Consider the following 16,858-nt stretch of genomic DNA (forward strand, 5'->3'; position numbering starts at 1 on the left):
CCACTATCAAGGGGGAGAAATGGACGAAATTCACGCGTGGGCTTACCTGAATCGTGTGATAGAGGCGACGCATCCGCAGATTGTGCGGCTCGTGACGGAGTTTGGGCCGGTAGAGGTAGCAGAGAGGATCAAGGCTCGCGCCGGGCTGCCGGAAGGTCTGCTCAATACGACGCAGGCACGGGCCGACGTTGACCAGAGCGGCCACGATTTGGAGCTGGCGGCAGCGATGGGGTGGCGTCTTATTTATCCGGGGCACCCAGAGTGGCCGGGGGAGCTGCTGTCCTGCTTTACGACGCTCGAAGTCCGTGACCGCGCCGATGCACCACCACTTGCGCTGTGGGTGCGTGGCCGTGACTTGCGGGACGTGGTCAGTGAAGCGGTGGCGATTGTCGGAACGCGGATGGCCAGCAGCTACGGGACACAGGTGGCGGCCCAATTCGCGGGGCAGTTCGCGAATGCGGGGGTTAGTGTCATCAGTGGTGGTGCGTTGGGTATTGATGCCGCGGCGCATCGAGCTGCGCTCGACGCTGGCGGCACTACGGTTGTGGTCGGAGCCGGTGGTGTAGGGGTTGACTATCCGCGGGCGCATGCAGAACTCTTCGACGGGATTGCAGAGCGGGGTGCGCTGATTACGGAGTATCCACTGGGGGTGCGACCTGCGCGGCATCGGTTTTTGACTAGGAATCGTCTGGTAGCGGCCCTATCGCGAGCAACCACAATCGTCGAGGCGGGCTGGCGTTCAGGGGCGCGCAACACAGCGCACTGGGCAGTGAGGCTAAACAAGCCCTTGGGAGCAGTGCCGGGACCGGTGACGCTGCAAACTACCTCTGGCTGTCATGACCTAATCCGCAGTGGCGAGGCTGTCCTGGTGTGTAGTGCCGATAATGTGCGGTCGCTGTATCGGTCAGTTGGCACAGTGAATGAGGATGCTCAGCTTGAATTGTTGTGGGAAAAGTCGGCGGTGCAGAAGCTTTCTCGAAACGAGCTCGCTGTCTACGACTCTCTGAATTCTGCGGAGCCAACGCCGGTGGGAGAAGTCGCAGCGCAGGCGGGATTGGCCGTGGCGCTTACGACACATTTGCTGCTGGAGCTGCAGGGACAGGGGCTGACCAGTCGGGTGGAGGGTGGGTGGTTGCGCCAGGAACAGAAGCGTTAGTGAGGCGCTAATAAAGCCTTCTGTAGAGAATCTCGAAAAAATCTTGAATTAGGTATTGCAATTCTCTGTACGCTCAGTAATATAGGCAAGGCAAGCCTAAGTAACTGTTACGGAAACGGGCTTGTGACATGGGTGAGGCAATAGGGCAGTGGCTCTGGCGAAAGTCGGAGTCACTGCCTTTTCCGCTGTCTGGTGAGGTCTCGCGGTGTCCATCTACTAAGGTCAGAACCGTGAAGCGCGCAACCGATAACGATGACAGGACTGAGCTGGATCTCGGGTTATCCGCCAATATTGAGGCCGTGCTCATGGATTTTCTCGATGAGCTGAATTATTCCCGCAGACTCTCTGACGCAACCGTCCGTGCCTATCGAGCCGATCTCATCTCCCTCCTCGCCGGCCTGGACCACATCAGTGAACTCTCCACCCCTGTCATCCGTGCGCACCTCGGCGCGAAGCATGCGGAGGGTGCTGCGCGGTCATCGCTGGCTCGCTTAACGACGTCCATTCGCCAGTTCTGTAGTTGGCTCGTAGCTCGGCAAATTCTCGATGCTGATCCGTCGCTGCGGCTGTCAACGCCGAAGAAACATCAGCATCTTCCGGAAGTACTCTCGCCGGAGAGGGTTGAGGAGGCAATCGAGAAAGTCTCCTCCGAGGACAGTGCAGTTGCGGCTCGCGACTTGGCCATTGTGGAACTGTTGTATGCCACTGGGATGCGTGTAGAGGAGCTGTGCAAGGCCGACGTCTCTGATGTGGACTTTTCCCGCCACATCATCTCGGTAGTGGGTAAGGGGAACAAGCAGCGCATCGTGCCCTTCGGTGCACCAGCGGAGGCGGCACTCAAAGGCTGGCTCCAGGTGCGTGGAAGCTTTCATGCTTCCGCACAGGCCGAACATGCGCTTTTTCTCGGTGTGCGTGGAGGTAGATTGAATCCTCGTCAGGCGCGCCGAGTTATTCATAAATGGGCTGATGTTTCACCGCATGCTCTCCGACATTCTGCGGCCACGGCCATGGTGGAAGGTGGCGCTGACTTGCGTGTGGTGCAGGAGATGCTCGGTCATTCGAGTCTGGCGACCACGCAGATTTATACCCACGTCTCAGCGGACCGCCTCCGTGAAGTACACAAGCGGGCACATCCGCGCGCTTAATCGCGCAGGGTTGTTTAATTGCGCACGGGTTTGAGCACGATTGGCCTCCGCTGTATCAAATCAAGTGGATTGAGATAGTCCTTGCCGCGCAGTGCGCCCCAATGCAGGCCCGGTTCGGGATGTTTGGCGTTGACCACAAGATGGCCAATCACCTGGCCAGCGACCACGTGGTCTCCCTTTGCTAACGCGGTATCTATGGGCTGATAGGTTGTGCGGATGCCATCGGCGTGCATGATTGACACGGAAGTCATTCCGGCGATCGCACCGGCGAAATGCACCACACCGGGAGCTGAGGCGCGGATTGGCTGGCCCGGGGAGGCGTTCAGGTCTACTCCGCGATGTCCAGGCTGCCAGCGTTTTTCCGGTGGGGCGTAGTCGCGTAGTATTTTGCCGTGCACAGGGAAGGTATGCGCAATGGCGGATATCGGCTCGCCGGTAGCTGCAGGTGGGCTTGGGGGTGTTGTTAGCGCGACAGCGAGCACGAATAGCGCTAATGTACGCATTAGCGAGCGCCTGAAACTCTGCTTGGTTGTCATGCGCGATAGTGTGGCGGACGCTACACCCGTCGACAAGCGGCAGTGCATTGCAAACGGTTCTAGCTGTGGATGACTTTTTGTCCTGTGGATAGCAGGGCGTGTCAGATATTGCGACCTGCGCGATGTATCAGATAAGATGACGCTCGCGGTGTCTGCCTTAATCGGGCGGTCATTAGCACAAAGACTACGCGCGCGACCCATTCCGGCTGGTTCACGGGTGCTCGGCAAGAATATCTGTCGGGTGTGAGGCAGCGGGGGAGCGCTAGGGCACAGGGAAAGCCTGTGCGTGAACTGTAACCACCTATATCGGATAAGAAAGGAAGGGAAGCAGCCGCAGCCCTAGTCAGGCTGGACGCGAGGATCTTCCCTGAATATGACATGGCTGTTGTATCCATGCGAGAACTGCTCGATGCAGGTGTCCACTTCGGTCACCAGACCCGTCGTTGGAACCCGAAGATGAAGCGTTTCATCTTCACCGAGCGCAATGGCATCTACATCATTGACCTGCAGCAGACCCTGACCTACATCGACGAGGCTTTCGAGTTCGTCAAGGAGACTGTCGCTCACGGTGGCAACATCCTGTTCGTCGGTACCAAGAAGCAGGCTCAGGAAGCCGTTCAGAACGAGGCAGAGCGCGTTGACATGCCATACGTCAACCACCGCTGGCTCGGCGGTATGCTGACCAACTTCGCCACCGTTTCCAAGCGCCTGGCTCGCCTGAAGGAGCTTCAGGCAATGGACGCTGCTGAGAACGGCTACGAGGGTCGCGGCAAGAAGGAAATCCTGATGCTGACCCGTGAGCGCACCAAGCTGGAGCGCACCCTGGGCGGCATTCGCGACATGTCCAAGGTTCCGTCCGCACTGTGGATTGTTGACACCAACAAGGAGCACATCGCTGTCGCCGAGGCTAAGAAGCTGGGCATTCCGGTTGTTGCCATCCTGGACACCAACTGCGACCCGGATGACGTTGACTTCCCGATCCCGGGCAACGACGACGCAATCCGCGCTGCTTCCGTGCTGACCCGCATCATCTCCACCGCTGTTGAAGAGGGCCGCAAGGCTCGCGCTGAGCGCGAGGCCAACGCTGCTCGCGAGGCAGCAGGCGACGCTCCGATCGAGTCCGCCGCTGAGAACACCGACCAGGCTGCAGAGATGGACGCCGAGGGCTCCACTGCAACTGAGACGGCATCCGCTGAGTAAAGCTGAACTTTCTAACCACCACAAGTTCTAACCACCACAAGGAGGAACGCCCAGCATGGCGAATTTCACTGCTGCTGACGTCAAGAAGCTCCGTGAGCTGACCGGCTCCGGCATGAAGGCTTGTAAGGACGCACTCGTCGAGACCGACGGCGATTTCGACAAGGCTGTCGAGATCCTGCGTATTAAGGGCGCAAAGGACGTCGGCAAGCGTGCAGAGCGCACCGCCGCCGAGGGCCTGATCGCTGTTTCTGGTAACACCATGGTCGAGGTCAACTCCGAGACCGACTTCGTTGCCAAGAACCAGGAGTTCATCGACTTCGCCAACAAGGTCGCCGACGCTGCCGCAGCAGTCAAGGCAAACTCCCCGGAAGAGCTCGCAGCAGCTGACCTCGACGGTCAGACCGCAGCTGACGCTACCCAGGAGCTCTCCGCAAAGATCGGTGAGAAGCTGGAGCTGCGTCGCGCCGCTACTCTCGAGGGCGACAACATCGCTGTCTACCTGCACCGCCGTGCAGCAGACCTGCCGGCAGCTGTCGGTGTTCTGGTTGCTTACACCGGTGAGGGCGAGGGTGCTGCAGAGACTGCTCACGCAGCAGCTATGCAGGTTGCCGCTCTGAAGGCTCAGTACCTGTCCCGCGAGGATGTCCCGGCCGACCGCGTCGAGGCAGAGCGCGCTGTCTACGAGAAGATCACCCGCGAAGAGGGCAAGCCGGAGCAGGCTATCGCCAAGATCGTCGAGGGTCGTCTGAACGGCTTCTACAAGGACGTTGTTCTGCTGGAGCAGCCGTCTGTCGCCGACAGCAAGAAGACCGTTAAGCAGCTCATGGAAGAGGCTGGCGTTACCCTGACCGGTTTCGTTCGCTTCGAGGTTGGCCAGCACTAATTCGCTGTAATTTGTGCATAAGCCTCTAGCTGTGAGCTAGTTTAAATGCCCCGCTCGGGAACCCGGGCGGGGCATTTTGCTGTCCTGCAGCCGATAATGCGGAGCGTCAAGTGTGCCTTGCTGTCGTGACCGGGTAGACTCGTCTGCGACTTTTTAAACGGTGTGAGAAAGGTGCATGGTCATGGCAGAATCTGTCGAGCGCAATGGCTTCAAGCGTGTGATGCTCAAGCTCGGTGGTGAGATGTTCGGTGGCGGCAAGGTTGGCGTTGACCCGGACGTGGTGCAAAACGTTGCCCGACAGATTGCGGAAGTTTCCCGAAAGGGCGTCGAGGTCTGTGTCGTCATCGGCGGCGGTAACTTCTTCCGTGGCGCACAGCTTCAGCAGCGCGGCATGGACCGCGCACGCTCTGACTACATGGGCATGCTGGGCACGGTTATGAACTGCCTGGCTCTGCAGGACTTCCTCGAGCAGGAGGGCGTGGACTGCCGTGTGCAGACTGCTATCAACATGGCACAGGTCTCAGAGCCGTACCTGCCGCTGCGTGCTAAGCGCCACCTGGAGAAGGGCCGCGTGGTCATCTTCGGTGCAGGTATGGGTATGCCGTACTTCTCCACCGACACCACTGCCGCCCAGCGCGCCCTGGAGATCGGCTGCGAGGTGCTGCTGATGGCCAAGGCCGTTGACGGTGTCTACTCGGCCGACCCACGTGAGGTGCCGGACGCAGAGCTGTTCGATGACATCACCCACCGTGAGGTTCTGGAACGGGACCTGCGCGTTGCTGATGCCACCGCCTTCTCCCTGTGCATGGACAACAACATGCCGATTCTCGTGTTTAATCTGCTTACCGACGGAAACATTGCGCGCGCGGTAGCCGGTGAGCAAATCGGTACTCTCGTCCACAGCTGATAAATTTGTTCGTAATACGTTCTTTCCACAGAGCGCTCTAGAACTATCTAGAACCCGAGTAGAAACCCGAGGTTAAAAGCACAATGATTGATGAAGTCCTGCTTGACTGTGAAGAAAAGTACGGTAGCTCCGTAGAGCACTGCCGCGAGGAGCTGACGCACATTCGCACTGGTCGTGCGAACCCGGCGATGTTCAATGGCGTTATTGCGGAGTACTACGGTGTTCCGACTCCGATTACCCAGATGGCTACCATTTCGGTTCCGGAGCCGCGCATGCTGCTAATTAAGCCGTATGAGCTGAGCGTTATGGGCGACATCGAAAACGCGATTCGCAACTCCGACCTGGGCGTGAACCCGACTAATGATGGCCAGGTTCTGCGCGTAACTATCCCGCAGCTGACCGAGGAGCGCCGTCGTGAGATGGTCAAGGTCGCACGTTCGAAGGGTGAAGACGCCAAGATTGCGATTCGCAATGTCCGTCGTAAGGGCATGGAAACTCTGAAGAAGATTCAGAAGGACGGCGACGCTGGCGAGGACGAGGTGCAGGCAGGCGAAAAGGAGCTGGACCAGGTCACCAAGAACTACGTCGAGCAGGTGGACTCCTTGGTTGAGCGCAAGGAAGCGGAACTGATGGAGGTTTAGGCCTTCATATTCAACCGGGAGAGGGGATTTGAGGCGCCAATGCCAACGTCGAAGCCAGCGTCCAATAAGGAACGTGTTCTAGACGAGCTACGGCTTATTAAGCCGCGTAACTCGGCAGGTCGGAACCTGCCGGTTGCAATTACGGTGGGCGTAGCACTTGGTGCAGTCGTCATCATCGGCTTACTGCTGGGGGCGCTCGCCTGGACCGTTCTGGTCGCCGCGGCGGTTGGCCTTGCAACCTGGGAGGTCTGCGAGCGGCTCCGCGAGTCCGATTGGCAGGTCCCTCGCCCGGTTCTGATTCTCGGCGGACAGCTGATGGTGTGGCTGTCCGCCTACTGGGGGATTGACGGTCTGGTCATGGGCCTGACTGTTACCCTGATGCTTTTACTAGTCACCCGTCTGTTTTTGCACGGGATGGCTGAAGCACCACGGAACTGGCTGCGGGATGTCGCAGTCGGAGTTTTCGTGGTGATGTGGATTCCGTTCTTTGCGGCGCTAGCTGTGCAGCTGGTGCACATGGACAATCCCTGGGGAGTCGACCCACGTCTGGTCATTGTGACCTTCATGATCGGGGTGATTTCCAATGACGTCGGAGGCTATGCCGCCGGTGTCATGTTCGGAAAGCATCCGATGGCCCCGAAGGTAAGCCCTAAAAAATCCTGGGAAGGATTCGGCGGCTCTCTCGTACTCGCCACCATTACTGGAGCGCTCTGTGCAATCTTTATGTTGCACGCGCCGTGGTGGCAGGGCATCGTGCTGGGCATTGCCTTGGTTATCTCCGCCACGCTTGGTGACCTGATGGAGTCCCAGTTCAAACGCGATCTGGGGATTAAGGATATGTCCTCGATATTGCCGGGCCACGGCGGTCTGATGGACCGCCTGGATGGCATGCTGCCATCAGCCGCGATGACGTGGCTGATATTGCAGCTTTTCAGCCTGGTTTAATTTGGCTGGTTCAGTCGGGCTTTAGTTGTCGCCCTTACGAATCTGGCGGCGCAGATCAAACATTCGCCAGCCACCGATTAGCGCAGTGATGAGGGCGCCGAGGATAGCAGCGAACAGCATTCCGACACCGACCGGGAAGTTCCAGGCCCAGCCGAACAGGTTTAGTGTGGTCTCCTGCTGATTCTGCAGAATGAATACAAGCAATACGATCAGCAAAACTGCACTGATGACCAGGCCAACCCACATCGAGCCCGCGGTAGTCTTTTTCACCTTGCGCCGGCCAGGAGCGGGCGCTGGCTCCGGTGCGGAGTCCTTCTCTGCGGGCGCGTCAACGACTGGCTCTGGAAGGTTGTCCTGCTCTGGTGCAGGAGCCACTGAATCATTTGGAGAGTACGACGGAGTATCGTCGAAAAGCGGACTGTCGTTATTCGGCTGATTAGCGTTAGTCATACCTATCATTCAACACGTTTTGGCAGGTATGTACCACTTGTAAAGGTCCACTTAGTTGCGGCTGCCTAGTCGCTCATTAGGCCAAAACCGTCATTACATGCGAAAATGGGTGCCATCATGGCATCTTCACTTCCAATCGTTCTTAAAGCTCCACGTCGCGGCATGCCCGCGACCCATTTTGCGGACCTCGATGTTGAGGAACGGAAGGCTGCGGTCAAGGAACTGGGCCTGCCGGCCTTCCGCGCCGATCAGATTGCCCGGCACTATTACGGTCGGCTTGAGGCTGACCCTATGACGATGACTGATCTGCCGGAAGCAGACCGTCAAAAGGTCAAAGACAGTCTCTTCCCACCTCTGTTGACCCCCGTGCGGCACATCACCTGTGACGACGGCGAAACGCGTAAGACTCTGTGGCGTGCAGGTGACGGTACGCTGCTGGAATCCGTGCTGATGAAGTACCCGGGGCGTGCGACCCTCTGTATTTCCTCGCAGGCGGGCTGCGGTATGGCATGCCCATTCTGTGCGACGGGTCAAGGCGGTCTGCAGCGTAATCTCTCCACCGCGGAGATTGTCGACCAGGTTCGTGAGGCCGCTGCCACGATGGCAGCTGAGGGCGGTCGTCTGACCAACATCGTATTCATGGGCATGGGTGAGCCGCTCGCGAACTACAATCGCGTTCTCGCCGCCGTCCATCGCATCACGCGGCCGTCGCCGGAGGGATTCGGCATCTCGATGCGCAATGTCACCGTCTCTACGGTCGGTTTCGCGCCGAACATCCGACGGCTTGCCGACGAGGACCTGTCAGTCACCCTCGCGGTGTCTCTGCACACTCCGGATGACGAGCTTCGCGACGAGCTGGTACCAATCAACAATCGCTTTACAGTGGCCGAGGTACTTGATGCAGCTCGCTACTACGCAGACAAGACAGGCCGTCGCGTATCTATTGAGTACGCTTTGATTCGCGATATTAACGACCAGGATTGGCGTGCAGACCTGTTGGGTAAGAAGCTCCATAATGCTCTGGGCTCACGTGTCCACGTCAACCTCATTCCGCTCAACCCAACTCCGGGTTCGAAGTGGGATGCCTCTCCGAAGAAGCAGCAGGAGGAGTTCGTCCGCCGCGTACAGGCGCAGGGGGTACCGTGCACGGTCCGCGATACCCGTGGCAACGAGATTGCGGCAGCGTGTGGTCAGCTGGCGGCCGAAGAGGTTTAGCCGACAAGTAGCAAAAAATCCGCACCGAATTCGGTGCGGATCTTTTTGTGCGCTGTAGCGCTATAGAGCTGTTGCTATAGAGCTGTTAGGCCAGACTTTCAGCAAAAGTGGCTAACTCTACTGGTTCTGGCCTTCCGGCAGGCGGTTCCAGGAGCGCAGCTGAGAGTCGGTCAGGTTAGCGTAGACGCCAGTGCCGTTTACCTGGTCGCGTGCCCACTCCGGCTCAATGTGGCCTTCCGGCTTGTTGTGACCGGTAACGGTGCGAACCTGAGAACCCTGCGGGGCGAACAACTGCAACAGCAGGCCAATAGCAATCAGGGCGGCGATGACGACCAGCCACCAGTTCTCGACGTTGCCCTTGTGGTTACCAATGGTCATGCCCAGCAGGAAGATTACGGAAATCCAGCCGGCCTTCTGCATAGCGCTCTTGCTAATGCCGTGCCAGCCCCACTTCGCCGACGGCTCGTCGAGGGTGCTGACGCCGCGGTAAATTTCTTCCTTTGGCTCGTGGTTGCTCACTTGAAAGTCCTCCTGTTAACACTTTCGGCGAATTGCACTCTATATGCACTTCAGTCTATCTGCGGTTTTGCTGAAAGCGACTGAGCGCATTTTCAGACAATCTTGAGTATCGGGTGTAAGGATACCTTAGAACTTGCTGAAATTGGGACTTAGCCCGGCCGGAAACTGTTCGCCGGTGTGCTCGTTTGCCCAAAGTGGGGGTAGGGTGAGCACTCGTGACATTTCTTCTTGGAGTTTTACTCTTCGCAATCGGCATCGCGGTGACAATCGCCCTTCACGAATGGGGCCATCTCACCGCAGCTCGCCTGTGTGGAATGCGAGTGCGTCGATACTTCATTGGCTTCGGCCCAACGCTGTTTTCCTTCAAGCGGCATCACGCTGCGGCAGGTGGGCATGACACCGAGTATGGAGTAAAGGCAATTCCCTTTGGCGGATTCTGCGACATCGCAGGCATGACGGCAATGGATCCCATCGCTCCTGCCGAAGAACCCTACGCCATGTACAAGAAGCCGTGGTGGCAGCGCATTATCGTGATGCTCGGTGGGGTGGCAATGAACCTCATCGTTGGATTCATCATTCTTTACTTCATTGCCGTGACGTGGGGTTTGCCCAACATGGGTAAGGAAATGGCGCCACGCATTCAGGCGGTGCAGTGCGTCTCGCCGGCACAGCGTGCCGACGGCACGCTGGAGCCCTGCACTGGTTCCGGTCCTGCAGAGCGCGCAGGGCTACGTGCCGGAGATGTGATTGAGAAGATCAATGGCACCAAGATCACGTCCTACCCCGAGGCTGTGTCTCTCATCGGTAGCTCTGCAGGTGGCGACATCAAAATGACCATCGACCGCAATGGCAGCACCCAGACGGTCACGGTCACCCCGGAAGTCGTCAAGCGCAAGACTAACGACGGGCAGGACATCGACCAGCCAGCAATTGGTATCGCCTTCCAGCGACCAGAGACCATCCTTCACGAGTACAACGCAGTGACTGCCATCGGCGGTGCGGCCAGCTTCACAGGCAGCCTTTTCGGGGCGGTTTGGAACGGGCTGCTCTCCATCCCGGAGAAGGTTCCCGGCGTGGTCGCCTCTATCTTTGGTGCTCAGCGTGACCCGGCCAGCCCAATGAGTGTGGTCGGCGCGTCGCGTGCCGGTGGTGAATTGGTGGAGATGAACCAGTGGCCTTCATTCTTCCTGTTGCTGGCCAACCTCAATTATTTCCTGGCCGTGTTCAACCTCGTGCCGTTGCCGCCACTCGACGGTGGCCACATCGCCGTGGTTATTTATGAGCGCATCCGCGACCTGATTCGCAAGCCGTTCGGTAAGCCTGCGCTTGGGCCTGCCGATTACACCAAACTCATGCCAATTACTATGGCCTTTACCGCAGTCTTGCTGGTCTTCGGCGTTCTGGTTATGGCTGCTGACGTGGTCAATCCAATTGTGCTGAACCGCTGATAGCAGGTTGCGGCGCGCCAGCGTCGTCGTAAAGCAAAGCGGTGCTAACGTCAGCCCACATGGAACAAACTTCGCGCCGCAAGCCCCTGCTTCGCAGTATCTCGGCTGTGGCAATCACGGGTCTGGTGTTGTCATCCGCCGCGTGTACGCCGCGGCCTGACACCGGGCGCGAGGTGCTTGAGGAATTCCTGGGGGCGCTGGCGGGAGGGGATGTCGCTAAGGCGGCGGCGCTGACCGATCATCCGGATTCCGCTGAAGGAGATCTGAAGGCGGCCACTGCCGGCCTCCAGCCGGAGGGGCTTGAGTATGAAATTGCGGGTATCGATTCCAGTTCGAATCAGTCCTCGGCCGAAGTCACCATGAATTGGCAGCTGCCGCATCAGCGACGCTGGGGATATGACACCACTTTCACGCTGACCAAGACCGAGTCGGGGCAGCGTGATTGGGCACTGCGCTGGTCGCCAGCATCCCTGCATCCACAGCTGGGGCGTAATCAGCACCCAGAATTGCGCACTATCGCAGCTCCACGTCCGTCTGTGGTTGGTTCGGACGGTGCGGCCCTGCTCGAGCCAGGGACTGTGCACCGGGTAATTCTCAACCGTGATGGGGCGGAGAATGTGCAGTCGTCGATTAACCGGGCGGCGACGGTCATCAATAATGAAATGCCGGAAGATGGTCCGAAGCTCGACGCCCGAGCAGTGGGGGAGCAGGCAGCTGGTGGGAAGGGTAACTTTTCGCTGATTGTGCTGCCGGCATCCACGCCGCAGCGAGTCAAGGATGAGCTCGCGGACATTGACGGAATTTCTGTTAACGATGAAGCAGCGATGGTGCGACCCGACCCGGGGTTTGCGCCTGATTTGATGAGCCGTGTGGAAAGGCTAGTGGACACTGGTGATCACGGTGCCGATGGCTGGAATATCGTGGCGGCCAACGAGGGCGGAGCAGTCGTCGGCACGCTCTATGAGGTGTCTCCGGATGTAGCCCCGGCGGTGCAGGCATCGATTAGTAAAAAGGTGCAGGACGCAGCGCAGAAGGCAGTCGATACGCGGCAAGATGCGAAGGCAATGCTGGTGGCTGTGCAGCCGTCTACGGGCAAGATTCTGGCGGTAGCCCAGACGGCGGAAGCGGATAAGGACGGCGACCTTGCGCTGATGGGACAGTTCCCGCCGGGATCGACGTACAAGATTGTCACTGCTGCTGCAGGTGTGCAGCACGAGGGGCTAAATGCGGGATCGACTGTGCCGTGCCCAGGTTCGATGGAGATCGGGCCGCGAATTGTTACCAACTACAACGGAAGTGGCGTCGGGGATACCTCGCTGAGCGATGCGTTCGCGCGGTCTTGCAACACCACGTTCGGCAACATCTCTCACAAATTGGAACCAGGGCAGTTCAAGGAGGAGTCCAAGAACTTCGGCATCGGCATCAACTATCACATCGCGGGCCTCGACACTATTACCGGCAGCGTTTCTGACGGCAGTGATGAAGTCGAGCGTATCGATGCGGGCTATGGACAGGGCAATGACTTGGCCAGCCCGTTTGGCATGGCACTGGTTTCCGCGACGGTGGCGGCCGGGCGCACTCCGACGCCGTCACTCGTGCCAAGCGCGGGAACGTGGCAGTCGCAGACATCGAAGCCACTTCCACCTGAGGTTTTGAATGAGATTCGCTCACTCATGCGGGCGGTGGTGACCTCCGGTACCGGTTCGGCCATTGCCGGACGCGGTGAGGTCTACGCCAAGACCGGTGAGGCCGAGTATGGAGGCGGCTCGCACGCTTGGTTCACTGGCTATCGAGATGACTTGGCCTTCGCCACGCTCATCGTCGGTGGTGGTGGATCCGAACATGCGGTGGCGATTACCGATGCCTTCTTCGCCAATATGGATGAAGGTTCAGGAGACGAGGGCTAGAGCATTTCTGGCTTCGAAACCGGCACAGGCCGAAAGGCTAATCCGGGGGTAGGGGTAGAGTATGTTCCATGACTCAGCGTTCTCCACTTACTCAGCAAAAGTCCACGCCAATTCGCACTGTTCCGGCACATATTGAACGGCCGGAGTACGCCTGGAAGGACGAGGTTCAGGAAGGCGTCGGCGAGCCGCTGGTACAGACTCCGGAAGATATTGAAAATATGCGAGAGGTCTCTCGCATTGCTGCCAACGCGTTGGTGGAGGCCGGCAAGGCCGTAGCTCCGGGCGTGACCACGGATGAGATTGACCGGGTGGTGCACGAGTACCTGTTGGATCACGACACCTACCCGTCCACGCTGGGGTACCGCGGTTTTGAGAAGTCGTGCTGTGTGTCTCTTAATGAGATTGTCTGCCACGGTATTCCGGATACTCAGGTTATTGAAGACGGCGATATCGTCAATGTCGACGTCACCGGATACAAGAACGGTGTCCACGGCGACACCAACGCGACTTTCCTCGCGGGCAATGTCTCGGAGGAGCACCTCCAGCTAGTGGAGCGCACTTACAACGCCACCATGCGCGGCATTAAGGTCATCAAGCCGGGCCGTGAGATTAATGTCATCGGCCGCGTAATCGAGTCTTACGCTAAGCGTTTTGGATACAACACCGTTCGGGACTTCACCGGTCACGGTGTCGGTACCACGTTCCACAATGGTTTGATTGTCCTGCACTACGATGAGCCGAGCCAGGACACGATTTTCGAGCCGGGCATGACTTTGACTGTCGAGCCGATGATTAACCTCGGTGAGCTGCCGTACCACATCTGGGAGAATGGCTGGACTGTGCAGAATGATGACTTCAAGTTCACAGCTCAGTTCGAGCACACGGTGCTGGTGACCTCCGACGGCTATGAAATCCTCACTCTGCCGGATGAGCAGAACGTGCCAGGCCAGTTCCAGACTGGTTGGAAGCCCGAGGCCTAAACCGTGCAGGCCCCTGCAGCTCTGATTGCCGGCTGCACCTCAGATGCCGGTAAGTCGGTTCTGGTCGCCGGCATGTGTCGGCTACTCGCGCGCCGCGGCGTGAAGGTCGCGCCCTTCAAGGCGCAGAACATGTCCAACAATTGCGCTGTCACGCTCGACGGCGGCGAGATTGGGCGCGCGCAGGCTCTACAGGCGTTGGCCTGTGGGCTGGAGCCGGATGTCTCCTTTAACCCGGTGCTTCTCAAGCCGGGCTCGGACCACACCAGTCAGGTGGTGGTCAAGGGCAAAGCCGATGGGCATGTGAGCGCTCTGACGTACCGGTCGCGGAGAAAAGCGCTGCGCGGAGTAGTTGCGGAGACATTGGAAGAGTTGCGGGGGCAGTTCGATGTCGTCCTGTGTGAAGGCGCTGGTAGTCCTGCCGAGGTCAATCTGCGAGAGTCAGACATCGCCAACATGGGGTTGGCAGAGCTCGCTGATCTGCCGGTTGTGGTCGCCGGTGACATTGACCGCGGTGGGGTGCTTGCACATTTCGTCGGCACGCATGCAATTTTGAGCCGCGAAGACCGCGCGCGGATTACCGGTTTTATCGTCAACAAGTTCCGGGGCGATGTTTCGCTGTTGACACCGGGATTGGACGTGGTGCGCGAGCACACCGGCGTGCCCGTACTCGGCGTAGTGCCTTTTATTCCGGGGCTGTGGATCGATGCGGAGGATTCGCTCGGTACAGTCGCTGGTGCGTCGGTAGGGCCGGCGAACGCACCGCTGGGTACGGAAACGTTGTCCGTGGCCGCCATTCGCTTGCCGCGCGTGTCCAACGCCACCGATATCGAAGCGCTTGCCTGTGAACCAGGGGTACACGTGCAGTGGACGGTCGATCCGTCGGTCGTTGCTCGCGCCGACCTGGTCGTGTTGCCCGGGACGAAGTCGACGGTCGCCGATCTCAAGTGGTTGCGCGAGCGTGGGCTTGACGACGTGCTGGAGAACCGAGCTGCCCGGGGGTTGCCGCTGATTGGCATCTGCGGTGGGTTCCAAATGCTCTGCACCACCATCACTGACTCGGTGGAGTCGGTAGCCGGGACAGTGAACGGGCTTGGAGTGTTCGATACCGACATTGAATTCGCGGGGACGAAGACGCTGGTGAGCCACCCGGATGGCTCTTACGAAGTCCACAATGGACAGGTTGTGCGAAGCAGCGAGGCGCCCTTTATCACTGAGCCTGAAGAAGGGGCGCGGCGTGGCATGGTGATGGGTACGCACCGCCACGGCTACCTGGAAAATGATCAGGCGCGCCGTCAGTTGCTGAGCGAAGTCGCAGTTGCCGTCGGTCGAGACGGCTTTGAGGTCAGCTCTAATACTTCGTTTGCCGAAGAACGGCTGCGGCAGATCGACCTGTTGGCCGATGCAGTCGAGGAGTACCTGGCTGGGCCCGCATTGGCCCAGGCCACAGGTATTGAACAGCTGGGCTAGTTATCGAACTCCAGGCCCAGGATTGCGTTTTCAATCAGCTCTGGCAGTGCTGGGTGAATCCAGTGCTGGCCCTTGACAACTTCGCGCACATCCATTTCGAAGCTCATCATCTGGATGCACTGCTGCACTAGAGTGGCAGCCTGCTCGCCGATGAAGTGCGCACCCAGCAGGCGGCCGGTGGCGCGGTCCGCAATCAACTTGGCAAAGCCATCGCGATCCTCCAGCGCCCAGCCGTAGGCGACATCGCCGTAGTTCTGTACCTTCACGGTAATGTCCGTGCCATTTTCCGCAGCCCAGGCGCGAGCTTCATCCTCGGTCATACCGACCTGACCAATCTGCGGATGTGAGAAGACTGCCGACGGAATGTAGCGGTGGTCAAATTCGCGCAGGTCCGACGGATTCAGCACGTTGTGGAAGACAACCTTGGCCTCATGGTTGGCAATATGCTTCAGCTGGTACGGGCTAGAGACATCGCCCAGCGCCCACACACCTTCGGCAGAGGTGCGGCCGTACTGGTCAACCTTGATGCGACCATCGTCGTGCATCGCCACACCACCGGCTGCAAGGTCCATACGGTCACCGTTGGGGATGCGTCCGGTTGCCACGAGCAGGGCATCGGCTGCGAGCTCCGTGCCGTCGTCAAGCGTGACCGTGACGATCTCGCCCTCCTGGGAGAGCTCAGTGATGGAGGTGTTCATACGGATGTCAATGTCGCGGGAGGCAACCTCGTGGAAGCGCTCGGAGATAGCGGCGTCTGAGCCACGCAGCATGACATCGGAGCGCACCAGCATGTGCACCTTCGTGCCGAAGGATGCGAAGACATGCGCGAACTCGCTAGCGATGTAGCCGCCGCCGACGACGATCATTTCGCGCGGAAGCTTGTCGACGCGCATGATGTTCTCGTTGGTGTAGTAATCGACCCCGGAGTCTGCGATGAGGCCCGGAACGTGAGGGCGGGAGCCTGCAGCGATGATGATGTTGTCGGCTGTGATGTCGACGGTTTCCTCGCCGATGCCGGTGCGAATAGTGCGAGGGCCGACGAACGTTGCGTGGCGGTCGTAGACATCGATATTGGGAGTCTCGTCCCCGCGGCGGTATGCCTCGCCGCCGTCGGCAATCTGGTCGACGCGCTGGGCAAAAACGCGATCCTGGATTTGCTTGAGATCAACGGAGTCGAAGGTGCCGTGCACGCCCAGGCGGCTGGCCTCGCGGATGTTGCGGGCGGCATCAGCGGCCAGAACGAACATCTTGGTGGGAATACACCCAACGTTGAGGCAAGTACCGCCGAAACGTCCTTCCTCCACCAGAGCGATACGGACATTGTCGTAGGCCGGGGCTGGAATGGAATTGCCGGACCCGGTTCCGATAATGATGACGTCGTAGTGGCGTGGGGTAGTCTCAGGCGAATTCTCAGTGGTCACAAGCACTCCTAGCATTCTGGTCAAACTAGTTTGGTTCA

At 59.0% G+C, this 16,858-nt stretch carries 16 protein-coding genes; 12 read left to right on the plus strand and 4 right to left on the minus strand.

The genetic code is table 11. The features are described 5' to 3' along the window. The first annotated feature begins 19 nt into the window (after positions 1-19). Both dprA and ADM64_RS09665 read left to right on the plus strand, forming a co-directional pair. Positions 20-1,156 (plus strand): DNA-processing protein DprA, encoded by a 1,137-nt coding sequence (gene dprA, locus ADM64_RS09660; protein ID WP_049189671.1) that lies wholly within the window; start codon positions 20-22, stop codon positions 1,154-1,156. Positions 1,157-1,446: 290 nt separating this feature from the next. After that, a complete protein-coding gene (locus ADM64_RS09665; RefSeq protein ID WP_049194036.1) occupies positions 1,447-2,301 on the plus strand; it encodes a tyrosine recombinase XerC in 855 nt (284 codons plus the stop codon). Positions 2,302-2,315: 14 nt separating this feature from the next. Here the strand turns inward: ADM64_RS09665 and ADM64_RS09670 are convergent, their stop codons facing one another. Then, entirely contained in the window at positions 2,316-2,837 is a 522-nt protein-coding gene (locus ADM64_RS09670) for a murein hydrolase activator EnvC family protein (protein ID WP_065428903.1), read from the minus strand. A gap of 378 nt (positions 2,838-3,215) precedes the next feature. Between ADM64_RS09670 and rpsB the strand changes: the two genes are divergently transcribed. The 5 genes from rpsB to ADM64_RS09695 all read left to right on the plus strand — a co-directional run bounded on the left by rpsB (position 3,216) and on the right by ADM64_RS09695 (position 7,413). Then, a complete protein-coding gene (gene rpsB / locus ADM64_RS09675) occupies positions 3,216-4,037 on the plus strand; it encodes a 30S ribosomal protein S2 (RefSeq protein WP_040360682.1) in 822 nt (273 codons plus the stop codon). A 55-nt stretch (positions 4,038-4,092) separates the two neighbouring features. After that, positions 4,093-4,920, plus strand: a complete 828-nt coding sequence (tsf, locus tag ADM64_RS09680) for a translation elongation factor Ts (protein WP_049170780.1) — start codon at positions 4,093-4,095, stop codon at positions 4,918-4,920. 181 nt (positions 4,921-5,101) lie between these two features. Beyond that, positions 5,102-5,827, plus strand: coding sequence for a UMP kinase (gene pyrH / locus ADM64_RS09685; RefSeq protein WP_005509726.1), 726 nt, complete (start codon positions 5,102-5,104; stop codon positions 5,825-5,827). Between the two features lie 83 nt (positions 5,828-5,910). Further along, a complete protein-coding gene (frr, locus tag ADM64_RS09690; protein ID WP_038628675.1) occupies positions 5,911-6,468 on the plus strand; it encodes a ribosome recycling factor in 558 nt (185 codons plus the stop codon). Between the two features lie 39 nt (positions 6,469-6,507). Further along, complete coding sequence (locus ADM64_RS09695) at positions 6,508-7,413, plus strand: phosphatidate cytidylyltransferase (protein WP_049194024.1); 906 nt, start codon at positions 6,508-6,510, stop codon at positions 7,411-7,413. A gap of 21 nt (positions 7,414-7,434) precedes the next feature. On the opposite strand, the gene ADM64_RS09700 is transcribed toward ADM64_RS09695, so the two are convergent. Then, positions 7,435-7,863, minus strand: a complete 429-nt coding sequence (locus ADM64_RS09700) for a lipopolysaccharide assembly protein LapA domain-containing protein (protein ID WP_241486359.1) — start codon at positions 7,861-7,863, stop codon at positions 7,435-7,437. 117 nt (positions 7,864-7,980) lie between these two features. Between ADM64_RS09700 and rlmN the strand changes: the two genes are divergently transcribed. Continuing rightward, positions 7,981-9,078: a 23S rRNA (adenine(2503)-C(2))-methyltransferase RlmN gene (rlmN, locus tag ADM64_RS09705; RefSeq protein ID WP_049189669.1), complete on the plus strand. Its 1,098-nt coding sequence runs from the start codon at positions 7,981-7,983 to the stop codon at positions 9,076-9,078. Between the two features lie 117 nt (positions 9,079-9,195). Here the strand turns inward: rlmN and ADM64_RS09710 are convergent, their stop codons facing one another. After that, complete coding sequence (locus ADM64_RS09710; protein WP_016422566.1) at positions 9,196-9,597, minus strand: DUF2631 domain-containing protein; 402 nt, start codon at positions 9,595-9,597, stop codon at positions 9,196-9,198. A 215-nt stretch (positions 9,598-9,812) separates the two neighbouring features. Between ADM64_RS09710 and ADM64_RS09715 the strand changes: the two genes are divergently transcribed. The 4 genes from ADM64_RS09715 to ADM64_RS09730 all read left to right on the plus strand — a co-directional run bounded on the left by ADM64_RS09715 (position 9,813) and on the right by ADM64_RS09730 (position 15,399). Beyond that, positions 9,813-11,045 (plus strand): M50 family metallopeptidase, encoded by a 1,233-nt coding sequence (locus ADM64_RS09715; RefSeq protein ID WP_049194028.1) that lies wholly within the window; start codon positions 9,813-9,815, stop codon positions 11,043-11,045. 59 nt (positions 11,046-11,104) lie between these two features. Beyond that, complete coding sequence (locus tag ADM64_RS09720) at positions 11,105-12,952, plus strand: penicillin-binding transpeptidase domain-containing protein (RefSeq protein WP_049194029.1); 1,848 nt, start codon at positions 11,105-11,107, stop codon at positions 12,950-12,952. 68 nt (positions 12,953-13,020) lie between these two features. Further along, positions 13,021-13,932: a type I methionyl aminopeptidase gene (gene map, locus ADM64_RS09725; RefSeq protein WP_049194030.1), complete on the plus strand. Its 912-nt coding sequence runs from the start codon at positions 13,021-13,023 to the stop codon at positions 13,930-13,932. A 3-nt stretch (positions 13,933-13,935) separates the two neighbouring features. Continuing rightward, the gene (locus tag ADM64_RS09730) at positions 13,936-15,399 is read left to right on the plus strand and encodes a cobyric acid synthase (RefSeq protein WP_049170796.1); all 1,464 of its coding nucleotides are present in this window, start codon (positions 13,936-13,938) and stop codon (positions 15,397-15,399) included. On the opposite strand, the gene mtr is transcribed toward ADM64_RS09730, so the two are convergent. Then, the gene (mtr, locus tag ADM64_RS09735) at positions 15,396-16,820 is read right to left on the minus strand and encodes a mycothione reductase (RefSeq protein WP_101738674.1); all 1,425 of its coding nucleotides are present in this window, start codon (positions 16,818-16,820) and stop codon (positions 15,396-15,398) included. The two genes, ADM64_RS09730 and mtr, sit on opposite strands and share 4 nt — an antisense overlap. Positions 16,821-16,858 lie beyond the last annotated feature (38 nt).

It is taken from the genome of Corynebacterium sp. 401_CJEI, from assembly GCF_001076435.1.
GTDB classification, from domain to species: Bacteria; Actinomycetota; Actinomycetes; order Mycobacteriales; family Mycobacteriaceae; genus Corynebacterium; species Corynebacterium jeikeium_D.

Excerpts from the sequence above, each read along its gene's own strand:
- rpsB (WP_040360682.1), top strand. The coding sequence starts at position 3,216 with ATGGCTGTTGTATCCATGCGAGAACTGCTCGATGCAGGTGTCCACTTC.
- rlmN (WP_049189669.1), top strand. The coding sequence starts at position 7,981 with ATGGCATCTTCACTTCCAATCGTTCTTAAAGCTCCACGTCGCGGCATG.
- ADM64_RS09670 (WP_065428903.1), bottom strand. The coding sequence starts at position 2,837 with ATGACAACCAAGCAGAGTTTCAGGCGCTCGCTAATGCGTACATTAGCG.
- map (WP_049194030.1), top strand. The coding sequence starts at position 13,021 with ATGACTCAGCGTTCTCCACTTACTCAGCAAAAGTCCACGCCAATTCGC.
- pyrH (WP_005509726.1), top strand. The coding sequence starts at position 5,102 with ATGGCAGAATCTGTCGAGCGCAATGGCTTCAAGCGTGTGATGCTCAAG.
- frr (WP_038628675.1), top strand. The coding sequence starts at position 5,911 with ATGATTGATGAAGTCCTGCTTGACTGTGAAGAAAAGTACGGTAGCTCC.
- ADM64_RS09720 (WP_049194029.1), top strand. The coding sequence starts at position 11,105 with ATGGAACAAACTTCGCGCCGCAAGCCCCTGCTTCGCAGTATCTCGGCT.
- ADM64_RS09700 (WP_241486359.1), bottom strand. The coding sequence starts at position 7,863 with ATGACTAACGCTAATCAGCCGAATAACGACAGTCCGCTTTTCGACGAT.
- tsf (WP_049170780.1), top strand. The coding sequence starts at position 4,093 with ATGGCGAATTTCACTGCTGCTGACGTCAAGAAGCTCCGTGAGCTGACC.
- ADM64_RS09695 (WP_049194024.1), top strand. The coding sequence starts at position 6,508 with ATGCCAACGTCGAAGCCAGCGTCCAATAAGGAACGTGTTCTAGACGAG.
- dprA (WP_049189671.1), top strand. The coding sequence starts at position 20 with ATGGACGAAATTCACGCGTGGGCTTACCTGAATCGTGTGATAGAGGCG.